Origin of the sequence: Streptomyces sp. NPDC050264 (genome assembly GCF_040655895.1) — a bacterium.
Lineage (GTDB): Bacteria > Actinomycetota > Actinomycetes > Streptomycetales > Streptomycetaceae > Streptomyces.
The window spans coordinates 46,649-64,746 of the sequence record NZ_JBFAKV010000016.1 but is presented as its reverse complement, the minus strand read 5'-3'; the positions used below and the strand labels follow the sequence as shown (position 1 = coordinate 64,746).

The window sequence follows — 18,098 nt, the reverse complement described above, 5'->3', positions numbered from 1 at the left end:
GAGGTGTGGGCGATCCACCAGTCTACGGCCTCACCGCACCCGCCCCGGCGACGTATCGAACACCCGACCGGCGTCGGTCAAGCTCGACCAAAGGGCGTGTCCTTTGGCCTATTCCGCACATAAGCCCACCTATGTTGGGCCTGTGGAGCAACCCAGGACGCGTCCCCCGCAATCCCGCCCCCGCCGCACGGCCCCGCTTCCGCCGCAGGCGCAGGGCGGTCGCGACGAGCGCGCCGGTACGACCTCCGGGTCCGGCACCGTCTACCGGGCCGCCCGTCAGGGCCGGCGGGTGGCACCGATCGTGCTGGCTTTGCGCCGTTTTCCGAACCCGCGCCTCACCGGCCTGGGCAGCGGCCTGTTCTGCGTGGCCGCGATGGTGGTGTTCGGCTTTCTGGACCTGCTGCTGTTCGACGGCGCGGCGGCCGTGTACGGCGTGCTGTTCCTGCTGGTCAGCGGTCTTGCCGCGGGGTGGGTGCGGAAGGCGGACCTGGTGACGGCGCCGGTCGCGGTGCCGATCGCGTTCGCCGCCGGGGCGGTGCCGATCGCCGAAGCGACGGGCGGGACCGGCGCACGGCTGATGGGGGTCTTCACGACGCTCGCCATGAACGCGGTCTGGCTGTACGCCGGCACGCTGCTCGCCGGTGTCGTCGTGACCGTACGCAAGGTCCGGCTGATGACCCGCCGTGCGGCGCAACGGCGGGCCGGTCAGGCCACGTCGTCGTCCACGGCCCCGGCGCCCCGTCGGCGTACCGCATGAGGACCCCGGGAGCCCCGAGAACCCCGGCGGGGTTCTGACGGCTACGCGCGCGAGGCCGTCATCGCCGCGCCCACGATCCCCGCGTTGTTCTGCAGCTGCGCCGGGACGATCTCCGCCTTGATGCCCTCGATCAGCGGCAGGAACTTGTGGGCCTTGCGGCTCACGCCACCGCCGATGACGAACAGGTCCGGCGAGAACAGCATCTCGACGTGCGCCAGGTACTTCTGCACGCGGTGCGCCCAGTGCTCCCAGCTCAGGTCGTGGTCCTCCTTGGCCTTGGTGGAGGCGCGGTGCTCGGCGTCGTGGCCGTCCAGCTCCAGGTGGCCGAGCTCCGTGTTGGGGACGAGGACGCCGTCGCTGAACAGGGCGCTGCCGATGCCGGTGCCGAAGGTGAGCAGCAGCACGGTGCCCTTGTGGCCCTGGCCCGCGCCGAACTGCATCTCGGCGACGCCCGCCGCGTCCGCGTCGTTGAGGACGGTGACGGGCAGCCCGCCGAGCTTCTCGCTGAGCAGGGCGCGGGCGTCGACGTCGATCCAGCTCTTGTCGACGTTGGCGGCGGTACGGATCGTCGAGCCGCCGGTGACGACGCCGGGGAAGGTGATGCCGACCCGGTCGCAGCCGCCCTCGAAGTTCTCGACGACCTGCTTGACGCCGTCGGCCACCGCGTCGGGCGTCGCCGGGTGCGGGGTCAGCACCTTGAACCGCTCCTGAGCGAGGTCACCGCGCTCCAGATCGACCGGGGCGCCCTTGATCCCGGAACCGCCGATGTCCACACCGAAGATCTCCATGGGCACCACGGTACGACGCCGTGGGCCCGGTCACTTCTCGGCGGGGGAACCCTGCACAAGAGCGGCGGCTTCCGCCCGCAGGTCGCGCCGGAGTTCCTTGGGGAGCGAGAACGTGATGGACTCCTCGGCCGCCTTGACGATCTCCACGTCCGCGTAGCCGCGCTGGGAGAGCCACTCCAGGACTTCCTCGACGAGGACGTCGGGCACGGAGGCGCCCGAGGTGACGCCGACGGTCGTGACGCCCTCCAGCCAGGCCTCGTCGATCTCGGAGGCGTAGTCCACGAGGTACGCCTCCTGCGCGCCGGCGAGCTTGGCGACCTCGACGAGGCGTACGGAGTTCGAGGAGTTGCGCGAGCCGACGACGATGACGAGCTCGGAGTCGGCGCCCATCTGCTTGACGGCGAGCTGACGGTTCTGCGTGGCGTAGCAGATGTCGTCGCTGGGCGGCGAGATGAGACCGGGGAACTTGCCCTTGAGGGCGTCGACCGTCTCCATCGTCTCGTCGACGGAGAGCGTGGTCTGGGAGAGCCAGACGACCTTGGACGGGTCGCGGACCTCGACCTTGGCGACGTCCTCGGGGCCGTCGACCAGCGTGATGTGGTCGGGGGCCTCGCCGGAGGTGCCGATGACCTCCTCGTGGCCCTCGTGGCCGATCAGCAGGATGTCGAAGTCGTCGTTGGCGTAGCGGATCGCTTCCTTGTGGACCTTGGTGACCAAGGGGCAGGTCGCGTCGATCGTGGCGAGCTTGCCGCGCTCGGCCTCGTCGTGGACGGTCGGGGCGACGCCGTGCGCGGAGAACATCACGATGGCGCCCTCGGGCACCTCCTCCGTCTGCTCGACGAAGATGGCACCCTTCCGCTCCAGGGTCTGCACGACGTACTTGTTGTGCACGATCTCGTGGCGGACATAGATGGGCGCCCCGTACTGCTCCAGGGCTTTCTCGACGGCGATAACGGCACGGTCCACACCGGCGCAGTAGCCCCGGGGGGCGGCGAGCAGGACGCGGCGGGAGCCAGTCGTAGCAGTCATGCCTCCATCGTAAGGGCGCGCCCGGGAGGCCAAAGATCCGCCGTCTGGGGAGACTGGGGATCTCGCGACCCACGGAGGCAGGATGTCCGCCGAGATCACGCATGAAGAGGCGGGGCTGCGGCGCAGTCTCGGTTTCCGGGACCTCGTCGTCTACGGGTTGCTCTTCATCGCTCCTATGGCGCCGGTCGGCGTCTTCGGCACCCTGGACGCGAAGTCGCACGGCGCGGTCGCGCTCGTCTACATCGTGGCGACCGTCGGGATGGCGTTCACCGCGTTCAGTTACGCGCAGATGGTGCGGGTCGCTCCGCGGGCGGGGTCCGTGTACGCCTACGCGCGCGTGGGGCTGGGCGAAGGGCCCGGTTTCATCGCGGGCTGGATGGCGATGCTGGACTATCTGCTGATCCCGGCGGTGGCGTACCTGTTCTCGGGGATCGCCATGAACGCGCTGGTGCCCTCGGTGTCGCGGTGGGTGTGGACGGCGCTCGCGGTCCTGATCACGACGCTGCTGAACCTGTGGGGGGTGCGGGCCGCGGCCCGGGTCGGTTTCGCGGTCCTGGCGCTGGAGATCGTGGTGCTGCTGGTCTTCATCGGGTCCGCGATCGTGGTGCTGGCCCGGGACGGCGCGCAGCGGGACTGGCTGTCGCCGCTGACCGGGGACGGGACGCAGGGCGCTTTCGCCCTGTCGGCGGTGATCGGCGCGGTGTCCGTCGCCGTTCTCTCCTATCTGGGCTTCGACGCGATCGCCACGTTCGCCGAGGAGGTGACGGGCGGTTCGGCGAAGGTGGCGCGGGCGGTGCTGTTCTGTCTGGCGTTCACGGGCGTGCTGTTCGTCGTGCAGACGTACCTGGTGGCGCTCCTCGAACCGACGACCTCGGCGCAGTTGGCGGCCGATCCGGGGAAACAGGGCTCCGCGTTCTACGACGCCGTGGACACGTCGGTCGGCGGGTGGCTGCACGATCTGGTGGCGGTGAGCAAGGCGATCGGCGCGGCGTTCGCGGCCCTCGCCGGGCAGGCGGCGGCGGGCCGGCTGCTGTTCGCGATGGCCCGTGACCGGCGGCTGCCGAAGGCGCTGTCCCGGACGAACTCGGGTGTCCCGCGCACGGCGCTGCTCATCGCGGCGGTGATCACGCTGGTCGCGGCGGTGTGGGCGGCGCGGCGCGACGACGGCATGGACCATCTGGTCTCGGTCGTCGACATCGGCGCCCTGACGGCGTTCACGCTGCTGCACGCGAGCGTGGTCGGGTATTTCGCGGTACGCCGCCGGGGCGGGGCCGTGAGCTGGTGGCGGCACATCCTGCTGCCGGTGCTCGGCGCGGCGATCACGGTCGCGGTGATCGTGGAGGCGTCGGGGGCGGCTCAGGTGGTGGGCGCGATCTGGCTGGTCGTGGGGCTTGTGGTGCTCGTGGCGCAGCGGGGGCGGGCGGCGGACCCGGCGTAGGCCTGCCGCCGCCCGCCCCCGCGGGTCACCGGTGCGCCGGGGTCAGCGGTGCCGTCCGTTCCTGCGCAGGCGGCTCAGGGCCACCGCTCCGCCGCCCGTGACCACCAGAGCGGCCGCGATGCCGCCGAGGATCACGGAGGTCCGCCGGTCCGAGCCGGTGTCGGCGAGTTCGGGGCCGGTCGGGGTGGGGGTGGTGGGAGTGGCCGGGACCACGGGTGCGGGGGACGTGGGCGTCGGGGTCGGGGTCGGTGTCGGGGTCGGGGTCGGGGTCGGGGTCGGGGTCATCCTTGTCGGCGTGGGAGTCGGCGTGGGAGTAGAAGTCGTCGGCGTAGGCGTCGGCGTCGCCTCGTCCTCGCACCGGACAGTCCCGTCGAACGGGTGGTAGTGGATCTCCCCCGCGTTCACCGCGCTGCCCCCGACGGCCGCCGTCGACCCCTGGACCAGCGACTTCACGATGACATCGCCTTCGATGTTGGAGGAGTCCAGGTCGATGAACTCCGCGCTCGGCGCGTAGACCGTGCCCTCGATCTCGTCCCCGTCGGGGTTCGTGATCCGGGTGGCGTCCGGGAAGTCCCACAGGATGTGCGTCTGGGAGCTCCCGACCCCGGCCATCGTCGGCGCGTGCCAGGTGTAGTCCCCGCCTTCGGCGCTGGTGTCCACCACGATCACCAGGGGCGCGGCGGCGCTCGGCTGGTTGAGCAGCGTCAGGGTCGAGATGTTGTTGAGCATCTCGCCGGTGAGGCGCAGCACGTTGGTGCGGCCGCTGTCGAGGCGGAGCTTGATCTGGGAGTTCGGGGCGACGGTCTCCTGGTCGGGGAGCGGGTCGCCGTCGCCGTCGCGCAGGATGACGTTGTTCGCGCAGGTCGCCATCTGCTGCGCGCGGTCCCGGTACGTGGTGAACAGGCCGGGGAAGTCCATCAGGTTCGCCGGGCCGACATCGGCGGCGTCCTGGTGCGTGCTGAGTTCGATGCGGGGCGTGGCGTCGTACGGGTCGGCGGTCGCGACGACGTGCGTATTGACGGTGGCGCCGTTGCTGTCGGTGTCCAGGGCGTGCCCGCCGGTCATGTCGCCGATCTTGACGTACCCGTTCTGCAGGACCTTGAGGACGCCGGACGGATTGCTCTCGTCGTAGCGGACCTGCCCGCCGACGAGCAGCGCCGTGGGCCGCGAATCGCCGGGGGCGGTGAAGGTGCCCGCGGTGTTCAGGGAGACGTTGTAACCGGCGCCGAAGCGCAGGTCGCCGCCGACCGCGACCGGGCCCTCCGATTCGGTGCTGCCGAGATAGGCGTCCTCCTCGGTGACCACGCCGAAGCCGTTGTTGCCGGCGACGGGGTTGCCGAGGGCGACGGTGTCGCGCAGGGCGGCGGCGGGCACGGAGCTCACCGGTCCCGCGGCCAGCAACAGCCCGCCCGCGCACACGGCACAGGTCGCGGCGGCCGGAATCACTGTTCTGATCACTCTTGTCATACCGGCTGACGCTAAGGACCGGGCCCCCACAGGCCCGGGAGGTCACGCCGGAGCCCGGGCAGGATGACCCGTGTGCCCCACATGGCCAATGGCCCCGGCGGCGCCTCTCGCCGGCCCCGGCTGTCGGTCCCGGCTGTCGGTCCCGGCTGTCGGTCCCGGCGACTACCCTCGCGGCATGGCTGCCAACACGTCCCCGGACGCCCCGCTCCCCGTGGGTGAGATCTCCCGGCTCATCGGGGGCTGGATCGACCGGCTCGGCGCCGTGTGGGTCGAGGGGCAGATCACCCAGCTGTCCCGCAGGCCCGGCGCCGGTGTGGTGTTCCTGACGCTGCGCGACCCGTCGTACGACATCTCGGTCTCGGTCACCTGCTACCGGCAGGTGTTCGAGGCGGTGGCGGACGTGGTGCGCGAGGGTTCCCGGGTCGTCGTGCACGCGAAGCCGGAGTGGTACGCGCCGCGCGGGCAGCTCTCGCTGCGCGCCGCCGAGATCCGCCCGGTCGGCGTCGGTGAGCTGCTCGCGCGGCTGGAGCAGCTGAAGAAGTCGCTCGCCCAGGAGGGGCTCTTCGCGGCGGACCGCAAGAAGCCGCTGCCGTTCCTGCCGCAGCTCGTCGGCCTTGTCACCGGCCGCGCGTCGGCCGCCGAGCGCGACGTGCTGGAGAACGCGCGGCACCGCTGGCCCGCCGTCCGCTTCGAGGTGCGCAACGTGCCGGTGCAGGGCGTGCACGCCGTGCCGCAGGTCGTGCAGGCGGTCAAGGAGCTGGACGCCCTCGACGACGTCGACGTGATCATCGTCGCGCGGGGCGGCGGCAGCGTGGAGGACCTGCTGCCGTTCTCCGACGAGCAGTTGGTACGGGCGGTGGCCTCCTGCCGTACGCCCGTCGTCTCCGCGATCGGCCACGAGCCGGACAGTCCGCTGCTCGACCTGGTCGCCGACCTGCGCGCCTCGACGCCGACCGACGCGGCGAAGAAGGTCGTGCCGGACGTCGGTGAGGAGTACGAGCGGGTGCGCTGGCTGCGGGACCGGGCCCGGCGCAGCGTCGAGGCGTTCCTCGACCGCGAGGAGCGGGGTCTCGCCTCGGCGCTCTCCCGGCCCTCGATACAGGACCCGCACCGCATGGTCGACGAGCGCGAGGAGCAGGTCGCGGCGCTCACCGAGCGGACCCGGCGCACGCTCGGCCACCTTCTGGACCGGGCCGAGTCCGATCTGACGCACACGCACGCGCGCGTGGTCGCCCTCTCCCCCGCGGCCACGCTCAAGCGCGGCTACGCGGTGCTGCAGAAGGCGGACGGGCACGTGGTGCGCGCGCCGGGCGAGGCGGCGCCGGACGAGGAGTTGCGGGCGCGGGTCGCCGAGGGCGAGTTCACCGTACGAGTCACAGAAACTTCAGCGTCAGATACCGAAGCGTGAGGACGGACGACACCACGATGGCTACCACGAAGACGGCCGAGGAGACGCTCGGCTACGAGCAGGCCCGGGACGAACTGATCGATGTCGTACGGCGGTTGGAGACCGGCGGCACGTCCCTCGAGGAGTCCCTCGCGCTGTGGGAGCGGGGCGAGGAGCTGGCGAAGGTGTGCCGCCGCTGGCTGGACGGCGCCCGGGCCCGGCTCGACGCGGCCCTGGCCGAGGAGGACGACGGCGAGAGCGCGGAGACCGCCCCCGAGGAGGAGTGAAGAGGGCCGGAGGGAGTGGAGGGGTGCGGGGCAGGCGGAGTGAACAGGGTCACGAAGGTGTTTGTTGAAAGTTGAACCTCATCCGCGTACTGTCGTGGGTATCGGCTGATCCGGACGGATCGGATCACCGCAGCCGTCACGCCGTACCGAGAAGGTTGATCGATGTCTCTCGTTCTTGACCCCGCCGCCCAGGACCTGCTCTTCCGCGAGGCCCGCACCGCGAACACCTTCACCGACGAGCCGGTGACCGACGAGCAGGTGCAGGCGATCTACGACCTGGTCAAGTACGGTCCGACCGCCTTCAACCAGTCGCCGCTGCGCATCACCCTGGTCCGCTCCCCCGAGGCCCGCGAGCGCCTCGTGCAGCACATGGCCGAGGGCAACCGCCCGAAGACCGCCGCCGCCCCGCTGGTCGCGATCCTCTCCGCGGACAACGAGTTCCACGAGGAGCTCCCGGCGCTCTTCCCGCACTTCCCGGCCGCCAAGGACGCCTTCTTCTCGGAGCGCCCGGTCCGCGAGCAGGCCGCCCTGCTCAACGCGTCGCTGCAGGCCGCCTACTTCATCATCGGCGTGCGCGCCGCCGGCCTCTCCGCGGGCCCGATGACCGGCCTCGACTTCGCCGCCGTCCAAAAGGAGTTCCTGGACGACGACCACACCCCGCTGATGGTCGTCAACATCGGCAAGCCGGGCGACGACGCCTGGTTCCCGCGCTCCCCGCGCCTCGAGCTCGACCAGGTCATCACGACCGTCTGAGTTCCCCGTACGTACGCGGAAGGGCCCCGGCGCGACCGCCGGGGCCCTTTCGCGTACGCGCACGTCCTACGAGGCCTTGTCCTTCTTCATCTCCAGCGCCTCGGCCATCTTCGTCAGCTGCCCGAAGCCGGCCGTGCCGGTCACCAGGGTCGTGGAGCCCTTCCGCTTCAGCACCAGGGCGTCGTACTTCTCGCCCTTGTAGCGCTGCCAGCTCTCGCCGCCGATGGTCTGCTCGCGGCTGGTCTCCTCGGCGCCCTGGCTCGCGTCGTCGATGAACCGGACCGGCTTGTCGGTCGACTGCTCCACGGCGACGTACTGACCCTCGGGGTCGAGGAAGCCGAGGTGCCAGGCCTCGTTCGCCGCACCGTCGTAGCGCACGGAGGTCGGCTTCCAGGCCTTCGGGAGTCCCGCGGGGGCGGCCACCGGGTACGAGGCCGCACGCCGGGCCGTCAGCAGCTCGACGCGGTAGTCCACGCGCTTGATCGGCGGCTGCTTGGAGTCGTCGTGCGGAATGAACACATACGCGACACCGGCCGCGGCGACGCAGACGCCGAGCGAGAGGACCAGGCTGCCGACCGTCTTCTTGCCATTTCTTCCTGCCACGCGCCCCATCGTCGCAGGTCGCCGGATGATCTCTGCCGGGAGGTCCCGAACCGCGCCGCCCGGTGGTCCCGGCGGCCGCTCATCCGTGGGGCGGTCTGCTCATATTGTCGGACTGGCGATAGAGTCGACGCCATCAACCCTCATCCGGCCGTCGTCGTATCCCGGTGAAATCCCGGAACAGAAAGGTGCGTCTCGATGACCGAGCATCACCAGCTTCCGTCCGAACTCGAGGTTCCGTCCGAGGCCCCGGACCGCAACCTCGCCCTGGAGCTCGTCCGCGTCACCGAGGCCGCGGCCATGGCCGCCGGCCGCTGGGTCGGCCGCGGTGACAAGAACGGCGCGGACGGCGCGGCCGTACGCGCCATGCGCACGCTCGTCTCCACCGTGTCGATGGACGGCGTCGTCGTCATCGGCGAGGGCGAGAAGGACGAGGCGCCGATGCTGTTCAACGGCGAACAGGTGGGGGACGGGACGGGCGCCGAGTGCGACATCGCCGTCGACCCGATCGACGGCACCACGCTCTGCGCGAAGGGCATGCCGAACGCGATCGCCGTGCTCGCCGCCGCCGACCGCGGCACGATGTTCGACCCGTCCGCCGTCTTCTACATGGACAAGCTGGTCGCCGGGCCCGAGGCCGCCGACTACGTGGACATCAACGCGCCGGTGTCGGTGAACATCCGCCGCGTCGCCAAGGCGAAGAAGGCCTCGCCCGAGGACGTCACCGTCGTCATCCTCGACCGGCCGCGCCACGAGGGCATCATCAAGGAGGTCCGGGAGACCGGCGCCCGGATCAAGCTGATCTCCGACGGCGACGTCGCCGGTTCGGTGCTCGCGGTGCGCGAGGACTCCGGCGTCGACCTGCTCCTGGGCATCGGCGGCACCCCCGAGGGCATCATCTCGGCGTGCGCGATCAAGTGCCTGGGCGGTGTCATCCAGGGCAAGCTGTGGCCCAAGGACGACGCGGAGCGGCAGCGCGCGCTCGACGCCGGGCACGACCTGGACCGGGTGCTGTCCACGAACGACCTGGTCTCCGGCGAGAACGTCTTCTTCGTCGCCACCGGCATCACCGACGGTGAGCTGCTGCGCGGCGTGCGCTACAGCTCCGAGACGGCGACGACGTCGTCCCTGGTGATGCGGTCCAAGTCGGGCACGATCCGGCAGATCGACTCCCAGCACCGGCTGAGCAAGCTCCGGGCGTACAGCGCGGTCGACTTCGACCGGGCCAAGTAGGCCGGCGGCTCTCCGCGGAGCCAGCGGGTACGCGGTCGGGGGCGCCTCCCGTGCGAGAGGCGCCCCCGACGGCGTTCACCCACGAACTATCCGGCGGCCGCCACCGCGCGCTCCGACTTCTGCAGCTCGACCTCGCGGCGGCGCCTGCGCGCCAGCACCACACGGCGCTCGGCGGCGGTGAGGCCGCCCCACACCCCGTACGGCTCCGGCTGGAGCAGGGCGTGCTCGCGGCACTCCACCATCACCGGGCAACGGGCACAGACCCGCTTGGCCGCCTCCTCGCGCGACAGGCGCGCGGCGGTGGGTTCTTTGGATGGGGCGAAGAAGAGTCCCGCCTCGTCGCGCCTGCACACGGCCTCCGTGTGCCATGGTGCGTCCTGGTCCCTGTCCTGCACGGGCACCCGCTGGGGCGGTACAGCGGCGACCTGCAGGGACTGATGCGGCGGATGCAGCACGGTCTACTCCTGACGACGGCTTACGACGGCTTTCGCGAGCGAGAGACGATGCAGCAAGCTCTACCCGCTGTGTCGGCGCCTATGCACTGAGTTCCGAAGCGCGGAAGTTCCCACGCGCACACGGGAGTTCGCCGTCGGTGCGGGTCCGGTCAGTCGAGGTGCTTGCGCAGCCGCTTGTCGACATACCTGCCGACGTACTTGTGCAGATCCTGAATGATCTTGCCGCGCCTGGGCTTGGCCTCGATGTTGCCGAGGACCGCGACGCCGTCGACGTGGACGACGGGCGCCCCGGGGTCCGCGGCGTCGAGGGTGTCCACCTCGAAGTTGCCGAGGACGCCGCCGCCGCTGCCGCGCAACGAGATGTTCTCGGGGACGCGGATCTCGACGTTGCCGAAGACCGAGACCGCCCGGATGTAGACCTGCGCGTGCTCGAAGATCGCCTCGCTGAGGTCGATCTCGACGTTCCCGAACACCGCGTACGCGTGCGTGCGGCGGCCCACGCGCCAGCGGCCCCTGCGGGTGGTGGAGCTGAACACCGCCACCAGGTTCTCGCTGGGGACGGGCGGGACGGTGCCGGGCGCCGGCTGGTGCGGCGTGAACCCCGCGGCGGCCGTCGGCCGGGGCTCCTGCGCGCCGGGCAAGTCCCTTACCAGCGGCTCCAGTTCGCCCACCGTCTTGGCGCGGTACACACCGTCGATCCGCTCGGCGTGCTCCTCGGCGTCGAGGCGTCCCTCGGCGAGCGCCTCGCGCAGGATGTCCGCGATGCGGTCGCGGTCCGCATCGGAGGCGCGCAGATCGGTCGGCTCCGCCGCGGGGGCGCTCTGCTGGGGGCGCTTCTGAAGGTCCACGACAGCAGCGTACCCAAACGCGATAGATCGCGACTAGGGGGCAGGAGCGGTCAGGAGGGGGAACTGAGCCCTACCTCACAACATCGGCCACGTCGCCAGGTCCTACGCTGGTTGGCGCTGCCAACGAATGCCAGCCGCTGTCTGTCTAGTGAGGAATGGGCGAGATGCCTGAGTTCGCGTACACCGATCTGCTCCCCCAGGGCGAGGACACCACCCCGTACCGCCTGGTGACCTCGGAGGGTGTCTCCACGGCGGAGGGGCCGGACGGCCGTACGTTCCTGAAGGTCGAGCCCGAGGCGCTGCGCACGCTCGCCGCGGAGGCCATCCACGACATCCAGCACTACCTGCGCCCCGCCCACCTCGCGCAGCTGCGCCGCATCGTGGACGACCCCGAGGCGTCGAACAACGACAAGTTCGTCGCGCTCGACCTGCTGAAGAACGCGAACATCGCGGCGGCGGGCGTGCTGCCGATGTGCCAGGACACGGGCACCGCGATCGTGATGGGCAAGCGCGGCCAGAACGTACTGACGGAGGGCGGCGACGAGGCGGCCCTCTCCCGCGGCATCTACGACGCGTACAAGAACCTGAACCTGCGGTACTCGCAGATGGCCCCGCTGACCATGTGGGACGAGAAGAACACGGGCTCGAACCTGCCCGCGCAGATCGAGCTGTACGCGACCGACGGCGGCGCCTACAAGTTCCTCTTCATGGCGAAGGGCGGCGGCTCGGCCAACAAGTCGTTCCTGTACCAGGAGACGAAGGCCGTTCTGAACGAGTCCTCCATGATGAAGTTCCTGGAGCAGAAGATCCGTTCCCTGGGCACCGCCGCGTGCCCGCCGTACCACCTGGCGATCGTCGTGGGCGGCACCTCCGCCGAGTACGCGCTGAAGACCGCGAAGTACGCCTCCGCGCACTACTACGACGAGATCCCCGGCGAGGGTTCCGAGCTCGGCCACGGCTTCCGTGACAAGGAGCTGGAGGAGAAGGTCTTCGAGCTGACGCAGAAGATCGGGATCGGCGCGCAGTTCGGCGGCAAGTACTTCTGCCACGACGTGCGTGTGGTGCGGCTGCCGCGGCACGGCGCCTCCTGCCCGGTGGCCATCGCCGTGTCCTGCTCGGCCGACCGCCAGGCGACCGCGAAGATCACCGCCGAGGGCGTCTTCCTGGAGCAGCTGGAGAGGGACCCGGCGCGCTTCCTGCCGGAGACCACGGACGAGCACCTCGACGAGGCCTCGGACGTCGTGAACATCGATCTCAACCAGCCGATGGACGCGATCCTCGCCGAGCTCACCAAGTACCCGGTGAAGACCCGCCTCTCGCTGACCGGCCCGCTGGTCGTGGCCCGCGACATCGCGCACGCCAAGATCAAGGAGCGCCTGGACGCGGGCGAGGAGATGCCGCAGTACCTGAAGGACCACCCGGTGTACTACGCCGGTCCGGCCAAGACCCCGGAAGGCTACGCGTCGGGCTCCTTCGGGCCGACCACGGCCGGGCGCATGGACTCCTACGTGGAGCAGTTCCAGGCCGCGGGCGGCTCCAAGGTGATGCTCGCCAAGGGCAACCGCTCGCAGCAGGTCACCGACGCCTGCGACACGCACAGCGGCTTCTACCTGGGCTCCATCGGCGGCCCTGCCGCGCGGCTCGCCCAGGACTGCATCAAGAAGGTCGAGGTCGTCGAGTACGAGGAGCTCGGCATGGAGGCCGTCTGGAAGATCGAGGTCGAGGACTTCCCGGCGTTCATCGTCGTCGACGACAAGGGCAACGACTTCTTCCAGAACCCGGCGCCCGAGCCGACGTTCACGCACATCCCGGTGCGCGGTCCCGGCCTGGGCTGACCGGTCCCGCGTACCCGCCGGACGGGCTGAATCCCACGGCCCGTCCGGCGTTGCGCCGGGAACATCACGGCTCGTGCCCGTGCTGTACCAGGTATGAGCGACGACCGCAGCGACTACCGCATCGAGCACGATTCCATGGGCGAGGTCCACGTCCCCGCCGCCGCCAAGTGGCGGGCCCAGACGCAGCGCGCCGTGGAGAACTTCCCGGTCTCCGGACAGCGCCTGGAGCGCGCCCACATCGAGGCGCTCGCCCGGATCAAGGCGGCGGCCGCCCGGGTCAACGCCGAGCTGGGCGTGCTCGATGCGGACATCGCGGGGGCCATCGCGGACGCGGCGGCCGAGGTCGCCGACGGCCGCTGGGACGACGAGTTCCCGGTGGACGTTTTCCAGACAGGATCCGGCACCTCGTCGAACATGAACACCAACGAGGTCCTCGCCACGCTCGCCACCGAGCGCCTGGGCCGCGATGTCCACCCGAACGACCACGTCAACGCCTCGCAGTCGTCGAACGACGTCTTCCCGTCCTCGATCCACATCGCGGCCACGGCCGCCGTGACCCACGATCTGATTCCGGCCCTGGAGCACCTCGCCGAGGCCCTGGAGCGCAAGTCCGAAGAGTTCGCCGACGTGGTGAAGTCCGGGCGTACGCATCTGATGGACGCGACGCCGGTGACGCTGGGCCAGGAGTTCGGCGGCTACGCGGCGCAGGTCCGCTACGGCGTCGAGCGGCTCACGGCCTCGCTGCCGCGCCTTGCCGAACTCCCGCTGGGCGGCACCGCGGTCGGCACCGGGATCAACACGCCGCCCGGGTTCCCGGCCGCCGTCATCGCCGAGGTGGCGCGGACCACGGGGCTGCCGCTGACCGAGGCCCGCGACCACTTCGAGGCGCAGGGCGCGCGCGACGGGATCGTGGAGACGAGCGGGCAGCTGCGGACCATCGCGGTCGGCCTGACGAAGATCGCCAACGATCTGCGCTGGGCCGCGTCGGGCCCGCGCACCGGGCTCGCCGAGATCAACCTGCCGGATCTGCAGCCCGGTTCGTCGATCATGCCGGGCAAGGTGAACCCCGTCATCCCCGAGGCGACCCTGATGGTCGCCGCGCAGGTGATCGGCAACGACGCGACGGTGGCCACGGCGGGCGCCGCCGGCAACTTCGAGCTGAACGTGATGCTGCCGGTCATCGCCAAGAACGTGCTGGAGTCGATCCGGCTGCTCTCGAACGTCACCCGGCTCCTCGCCGACCGCACCGTCGACGGCATCACCGCCAACCGCGAGCGGGCCCGCGAGTACGCCGAGTCCTCGCCGTCCGTCGTCACGCCGCTCAACAAGTACATCGGCTACGAGGAGGCCGCGAAGGTCGCCAAGAAGTCCCTGGCCGAACGGCGGACGATCCGCGAGGTCGTGCTCGACGGCGGGTACGTGGAGCGCGGCGACCTCACGGAGGAGCAGCTCGACGAGGCGCTCGATGTCCTGCGGATGACGCACCCGTAACGCTTCATGGCCGGATGACGTATTTCGTGGCCCGAACCGCAGCGTCGTATGCCTACGGCACCTAATATCTGCGCATGACAGACGACGACCGGACCGACGACGAGGGTGGCGGGCGATGGGCGCCCGGCGAGCCGATCCTGTGGCGCTATCGCGCCAACGGGAGCAACGGCTTCCACATCTGTCGTCCGGTCACGGTCGTCCAGGACACGGACGAGTTGCTCGCCGTGTGGATGGCGCCCGGCACCGAGTGCGTGAAGCCGGTCATCGCCGACGGCACACCGGTGCACCGCGAGCCGCTCGCCACCCGCTACACCAAGCCGCGCACGCTGCACCGCGACCGCTGGTTCGGCGCGGGTGTGCTGAAGCTGGCGCGGCCGGGCGAGCCGTGGTCGGTGTGGCTGTTCTGGGAGCCGGACTGGACGTTCCGCAACTGGTACGTGAATCTCGAGGCGCCCCGCGTGCGGTGGTCCGGGGGTGTCGACTCCGAGGATCATTTCCTGGATCTGTCGGTGTACCAGGACGGCAGCTGGCGCTGGCACGACGAGGACGAGTTCGCCCAGGCGCAGGCCGCGGGCCTGATGGGCGCCGCGCGGGCCGCCGCGGTGCGGGCCGCCGGGCGCCGGGCGATCGAGGTGATCGAGAACTGGGGTCATCCGTTCTCGGACGGCTGGCAGCACTGGCGGCCCGACCCCGCGTGGCCCGTCCCGGCACTTCCCGCGGACTGGGACCGTACGCCCGCGCGCGTGTCGTCATGAGACCCTTGATGCGCCCCCAAGGGGTAAACGTAGGATCGTCCTCCGCAAGAGCGCACAGTGACGCGAAGAGGAGTACAAATAGCTGTTTCAGCAGCAACTCTTCGCGTCTCCGGTAGGTCTGACACGATGTCAACGATGTCGGCGGATGTCATCGAGGGGCGGCGGGACCGTGAACGTGGATGGAGCGGACAGGGCGAGCCGGTCGGACAGGTCCGACCAGGCCGCGGCGTTCGACGCGATCGGCGGACGCTATGACGAAGCGTTTCCGCACAAGGAAGGCCAACTGACCGCCGTGGCACAGCTGTTGACGCAGCTGGAGCCGGGTTCACGGGTGCTCGACGTGGGCTGCGGCACCGGAGTGCCGACGGCCCGCCAGCTCGTGGACGCGGGGCACTCGGTGCTCGGCGTCGACCTGTCCGCCGGCATGCTGGAACTGGCCCGCAAGCAGGTTCCCGAAGCGGAGTTCCGGCAGGCCGACCTGACCGGTCTGAGCGCTCAAGGACCGGACGGTATCGGACAGTTCGACGCGATCACCTGTTTTTTCACCCTGCTCATGCTGGAGCGCGCCGAGATCCCCCCTGCGTTGCGACTGCTGCGCTCGCTGCTGCGCCCCGGTGGCCGGTTGACGTTGTCCATGGTCGAGGCCGACCTGGATGACGCGGAAATTCCGTTCCTGGGGCACACAATCCGGGTATCGGGATTCCTGCGGGACGAACTGCGGTCGGTCGTGCGCGATGCGGACTTCGAGATCACCGGGGAGGAGACGTACGCGTACGCTCCCGCGAGCAACGACGTTCCACCCGAACACCAGCTGTTCCTCAACTGCCGGCGCACTGGCCAGTGACACGGCGCGCAGCCCCGGACGGACGGATTCGACACGCGTGACGGAGCACCCGACCTCCCACGAAGGCCGCCATTACGGTATGGCGGCCCGCCCCGCCGAACCTCGCGGGGCCCTCAGGCGTACCCCGCAGTCCTCCAGTGCCCCGGCAGGCGACGGCTTACCGCAGCAGCAGCCGCGGCGCGCCGCCGCCTCCCCCGCCGGCTCCGCCTCGGCGGACGCCGAGCACTCGCAGCCCCGGTCGCCCTCGCCCGAGCCGGTGCGCCCCTCGGGGGCGCCCGACGGCGACGAGCGACGCTCCGGACAGCCACGCCCCGCGGGGCAGCCCACGGCGATGCGCCGCGACGGTGACCGGCTGCGCTTCGTCGGCGCGGCGACCCGGCGGATCGCGCGCGGCATAGACCTCGACGAGATCGTGATGGGCCTGTGCCGGGCGACGGTGCCGACGTTCTCCGACGCGATCCTGGTCTATCTGCGCGAGCCGCTGCCGGTCGGTGACGAGCGCCCGCTCGGCCCGATGGTGCTGCGGTTGCGCCGCAGCGACCGGGTTCCGGACGCGGTCGAGGAGCTCGGCACGGACGGCGTCCCGCCGACCGTCGTCGTCCCGCCGATCGAACTGGCCCCGGACAGCACCGAGTTGTGCGAGGTGCGGCCCGGCGGCGCGCTGGCCGAGGTGCTGCGCGGGGTGCGGCCCGTCTTCGCGGACTCGCCCGCCGCGCTCGCCGCGCTGCCCGAACTCCTCGGCGGCGAACGGTCGGTGCCCACAGGGCGCCGCGCGATCCTGGCGCCGCTGCGGGGGCGGCGCCGGGTGATCGGCGCGGCGGTCTTCCTGCGCCAGCCGAACCGGGCCGCGTTCGACGCGGACGACCTCCTGGTGGCCGGTCAGCTGGCCACGCACAGCGCGCTCGGCATCGACAAGGCGGTGCTGTACGGGCGCGAGGCGTACATCGCCGACGAACTGCAGCGCACGATGCTCCCCGAGACGCTGCCGCGCCCGACCGGGGTGCGGCTCGCCTCGCGCTATCTGCCCGCGGCGGAGACGGCGCGGGTCGGCGGCGACTGGTACGACGCGATCCCGCTGCCGGGCAGCCGGGTCGCGCTGGTCGTCGGGGACGTCATGGGCCACTCCATGACCTCGGCCGCGATCATGGGCCAGCTGCGCACGACCGCACAGACGCTGGCCGGGCTCGACCTGCCGCCGCAGGAGGTGCTGCACCACCTCGACGAGCAGGCGCAGCGGCTCGGCACGGACCGGATGGCGACGTGCATGTACGCGGTCTACGACCCGGTCGCGCACCGCATCACCATCGCCAACGCCGGGCATCCGCCGCCCATAATGCTCCACCTGGGCGGCCGCGCGGAGGTGCTCCGCGTCCCGCCGGGGGCGCCGATCGGGGTGGGCGGCGTCGACTTCGAGGCGGTCGAACTGGACGCGCCGGCCGGCGCGACACTCCTCCTCTACACCGACGGGCTGGTCGAGTCGCGGCTGCGGGACGTGTGGACCGGCATAGAGCAGCTGCGCGAGCGCCTCGCCGCCACCGCGCAGTTGACCGGGCCGGACCATTCGCCGCCGCTGGAAGCGCTCTGCGACGACGTGCTCGACATGCTGGGTCCGGGCGACCGGGACGACGACATCGCGCTGCTCGCCGCCCGTTTCGACGGGATCGCGCCGAGCGACGTGGCGTACTGGACGCTGGACCCGGAGGACGCGGCGCCCGGCCGGGCCCGCCGGCTCGCCCGAAGTGCCCTGGTCCGCTGGGGACTCGAGGAGATGACGGACTCCGTGGAGCTGTTGGTGAGCGAGGTCGTCACGAACGCGGTGCGCTACGCCTCGCGCCCGGTGACGCTGCGCCTGCTCCGCACCGACGTGCTGCGCTGCGAGGTCGGCGACGACGTGCCGCAGCTGCCGCGGCAGCGCAACGCGCGGGCCACCGACGAGGGCGGCCGCGGCCTGTTCCTGGTGAACCGCCTGACCAGACGCTGGGGCGCGACCCGGCTGAGCACCGGCAAAGTCGTCTGGTTCGAGCTGGCGCGGCCCGCGGACTGAGCGTCCGGGCACAGGCGCACGCGCGAAGGGGCGCCGGGAACCGTATCGGTTCCCGGCGCCCCTTCCGCCTGCCTGCTCGGCCGTCAG

At 71.1% G+C, this 18,098-nt stretch carries 17 protein-coding genes; 11 read left to right on the top strand and 6 right to left on the bottom strand.

Going from position 1 to position 18,098, the window contains the following annotated elements:
- Positions 1-142 precede the first annotated feature (142 nt).
- Positions 143-757, top strand: a complete 615-nt coding sequence (locus AB0J02_RS26635) for a DUF6542 domain-containing protein (RefSeq protein WP_363196295.1) — start codon at positions 143-145, stop codon at positions 755-757.
- 41 nt (positions 758-798) lie between these two features.
- Here AB0J02_RS26635 and ppgK read toward each other — a convergent pair whose 3' ends face one another.
- A complete protein-coding gene (gene ppgK, locus AB0J02_RS26630) occupies positions 799-1,545 on the bottom strand; it encodes a polyphosphate--glucose phosphotransferase (protein WP_363196294.1) in 747 nt (248 codons plus the stop codon).
- Positions 1,546-1,575: 30 nt separating this feature from the next.
- A complete protein-coding gene (locus AB0J02_RS26625; RefSeq protein ID WP_363196293.1) occupies positions 1,576-2,574 on the bottom strand; it encodes a 4-hydroxy-3-methylbut-2-enyl diphosphate reductase in 999 nt (332 codons plus the stop codon).
- 82 nt (positions 2,575-2,656) lie between these two features.
- Between AB0J02_RS26625 and AB0J02_RS26620 the strand changes: the two genes are divergently transcribed.
- Positions 2,657-4,012 carry an APC family permease gene (locus tag AB0J02_RS26620; RefSeq protein ID WP_363196292.1) on the top strand — a complete coding sequence of 452 codons (1,356 nt, stop codon included), beginning with the start codon at positions 2,657-2,659 and terminating at the stop codon, positions 4,010-4,012.
- 42 nt (positions 4,013-4,054) lie between these two features.
- On the opposite strand, the gene AB0J02_RS26615 is transcribed toward AB0J02_RS26620, so the two are convergent.
- Positions 4,055-5,479 carry a choice-of-anchor A family protein gene (locus tag AB0J02_RS26615; protein WP_363196291.1) on the bottom strand — a complete coding sequence of 475 codons (1,425 nt, stop codon included), beginning with the start codon at positions 5,477-5,479 and terminating at the stop codon, positions 4,055-4,057.
- A 175-nt stretch (positions 5,480-5,654) separates the two neighbouring features.
- Here AB0J02_RS26615 and xseA point away from each other — a divergent pair, with 175 nt between their 5' ends.
- The 3 genes from xseA (at position 5,655) to AB0J02_RS26600 (ending at position 7,906) form a co-directional block, all read left to right on the top strand.
- A complete protein-coding gene (gene xseA, locus AB0J02_RS26610; RefSeq protein ID WP_363196290.1) occupies positions 5,655-6,887 on the top strand; it encodes an exodeoxyribonuclease VII large subunit in 1,233 nt (410 codons plus the stop codon).
- A 17-nt stretch (positions 6,888-6,904) separates the two neighbouring features.
- On the top strand, positions 6,905-7,153 hold the full coding sequence (locus tag AB0J02_RS26605; RefSeq protein ID WP_363196289.1) for an exodeoxyribonuclease VII small subunit: 249 nt from the start codon (positions 6,905-6,907) through the stop codon (positions 7,151-7,153).
- Between the two features lie 162 nt (positions 7,154-7,315).
- Entirely contained in the window at positions 7,316-7,906 is a 591-nt protein-coding gene (locus tag AB0J02_RS26600) for a malonic semialdehyde reductase (RefSeq protein ID WP_363196288.1), read from the top strand.
- A 66-nt stretch (positions 7,907-7,972) separates the two neighbouring features.
- Here the strand turns inward: AB0J02_RS26600 and AB0J02_RS26595 are convergent, their stop codons facing one another.
- Positions 7,973-8,509 (bottom strand): DUF4245 domain-containing protein, encoded by a 537-nt coding sequence (locus tag AB0J02_RS26595; RefSeq protein ID WP_363196287.1) that lies wholly within the window; start codon positions 8,507-8,509, stop codon positions 7,973-7,975.
- Between the two features lie 195 nt (positions 8,510-8,704).
- On the opposite strand from AB0J02_RS26595, the gene glpX reads away from it, so the two are divergent.
- A complete protein-coding gene (glpX, locus tag AB0J02_RS26590) occupies positions 8,705-9,739 on the top strand; it encodes a class II fructose-bisphosphatase (protein ID WP_363196286.1) in 1,035 nt (344 codons plus the stop codon).
- 86 nt (positions 9,740-9,825) lie between these two features.
- Here the strand turns inward: glpX and AB0J02_RS26585 are convergent, their stop codons facing one another.
- Together AB0J02_RS26585 and AB0J02_RS26580 are read right to left on the bottom strand one after the other, a co-directional pair.
- Positions 9,826-10,194 (bottom strand): WhiB family transcriptional regulator, encoded by a 369-nt coding sequence (locus AB0J02_RS26585; protein WP_363196285.1) that lies wholly within the window; start codon positions 10,192-10,194, stop codon positions 9,826-9,828.
- A gap of 149 nt (positions 10,195-10,343) precedes the next feature.
- The gene (locus AB0J02_RS26580) at positions 10,344-11,042 is read right to left on the bottom strand and encodes a DUF1707 domain-containing protein (protein ID WP_363196284.1); all 699 of its coding nucleotides are present in this window, start codon (positions 11,040-11,042) and stop codon (positions 10,344-10,346) included.
- Between the two features lie 164 nt (positions 11,043-11,206).
- Here AB0J02_RS26580 and AB0J02_RS26575 point away from each other — a divergent pair, with 164 nt between their 5' ends.
- The 5 genes from AB0J02_RS26575 to AB0J02_RS26555 all read left to right on the top strand — a co-directional run bounded on the left by AB0J02_RS26575 (position 11,207) and on the right by AB0J02_RS26555 (position 18,011).
- Positions 11,207-12,877, top strand: a complete 1,671-nt coding sequence (locus AB0J02_RS26575; protein ID WP_363196283.1) for a fumarate hydratase — start codon at positions 11,207-11,209, stop codon at positions 12,875-12,877.
- 93 nt (positions 12,878-12,970) lie between these two features.
- Positions 12,971-14,368: a class II fumarate hydratase gene (locus AB0J02_RS26570; RefSeq protein ID WP_363196282.1), complete on the top strand. Its 1,398-nt coding sequence runs from the start codon at positions 12,971-12,973 to the stop codon at positions 14,366-14,368.
- A 74-nt stretch (positions 14,369-14,442) separates the two neighbouring features.
- A complete protein-coding gene (locus AB0J02_RS26565) occupies positions 14,443-15,123 on the top strand; it encodes a DUF402 domain-containing protein (protein ID WP_363196281.1) in 681 nt (226 codons plus the stop codon).
- 169 nt (positions 15,124-15,292) lie between these two features.
- Complete coding sequence (locus tag AB0J02_RS26560; RefSeq protein ID WP_363196280.1) at positions 15,293-15,967, top strand: methyltransferase domain-containing protein; 675 nt, start codon at positions 15,293-15,295, stop codon at positions 15,965-15,967.
- Positions 15,968-16,004: 37 nt separating this feature from the next.
- Positions 16,005-18,011 carry a SpoIIE family protein phosphatase gene (locus AB0J02_RS26555; protein WP_363196279.1) on the top strand — a complete coding sequence of 669 codons (2,007 nt, stop codon included), beginning with the start codon at positions 16,005-16,007 and terminating at the stop codon, positions 18,009-18,011.
- Positions 18,012-18,098 lie beyond the last annotated feature (87 nt).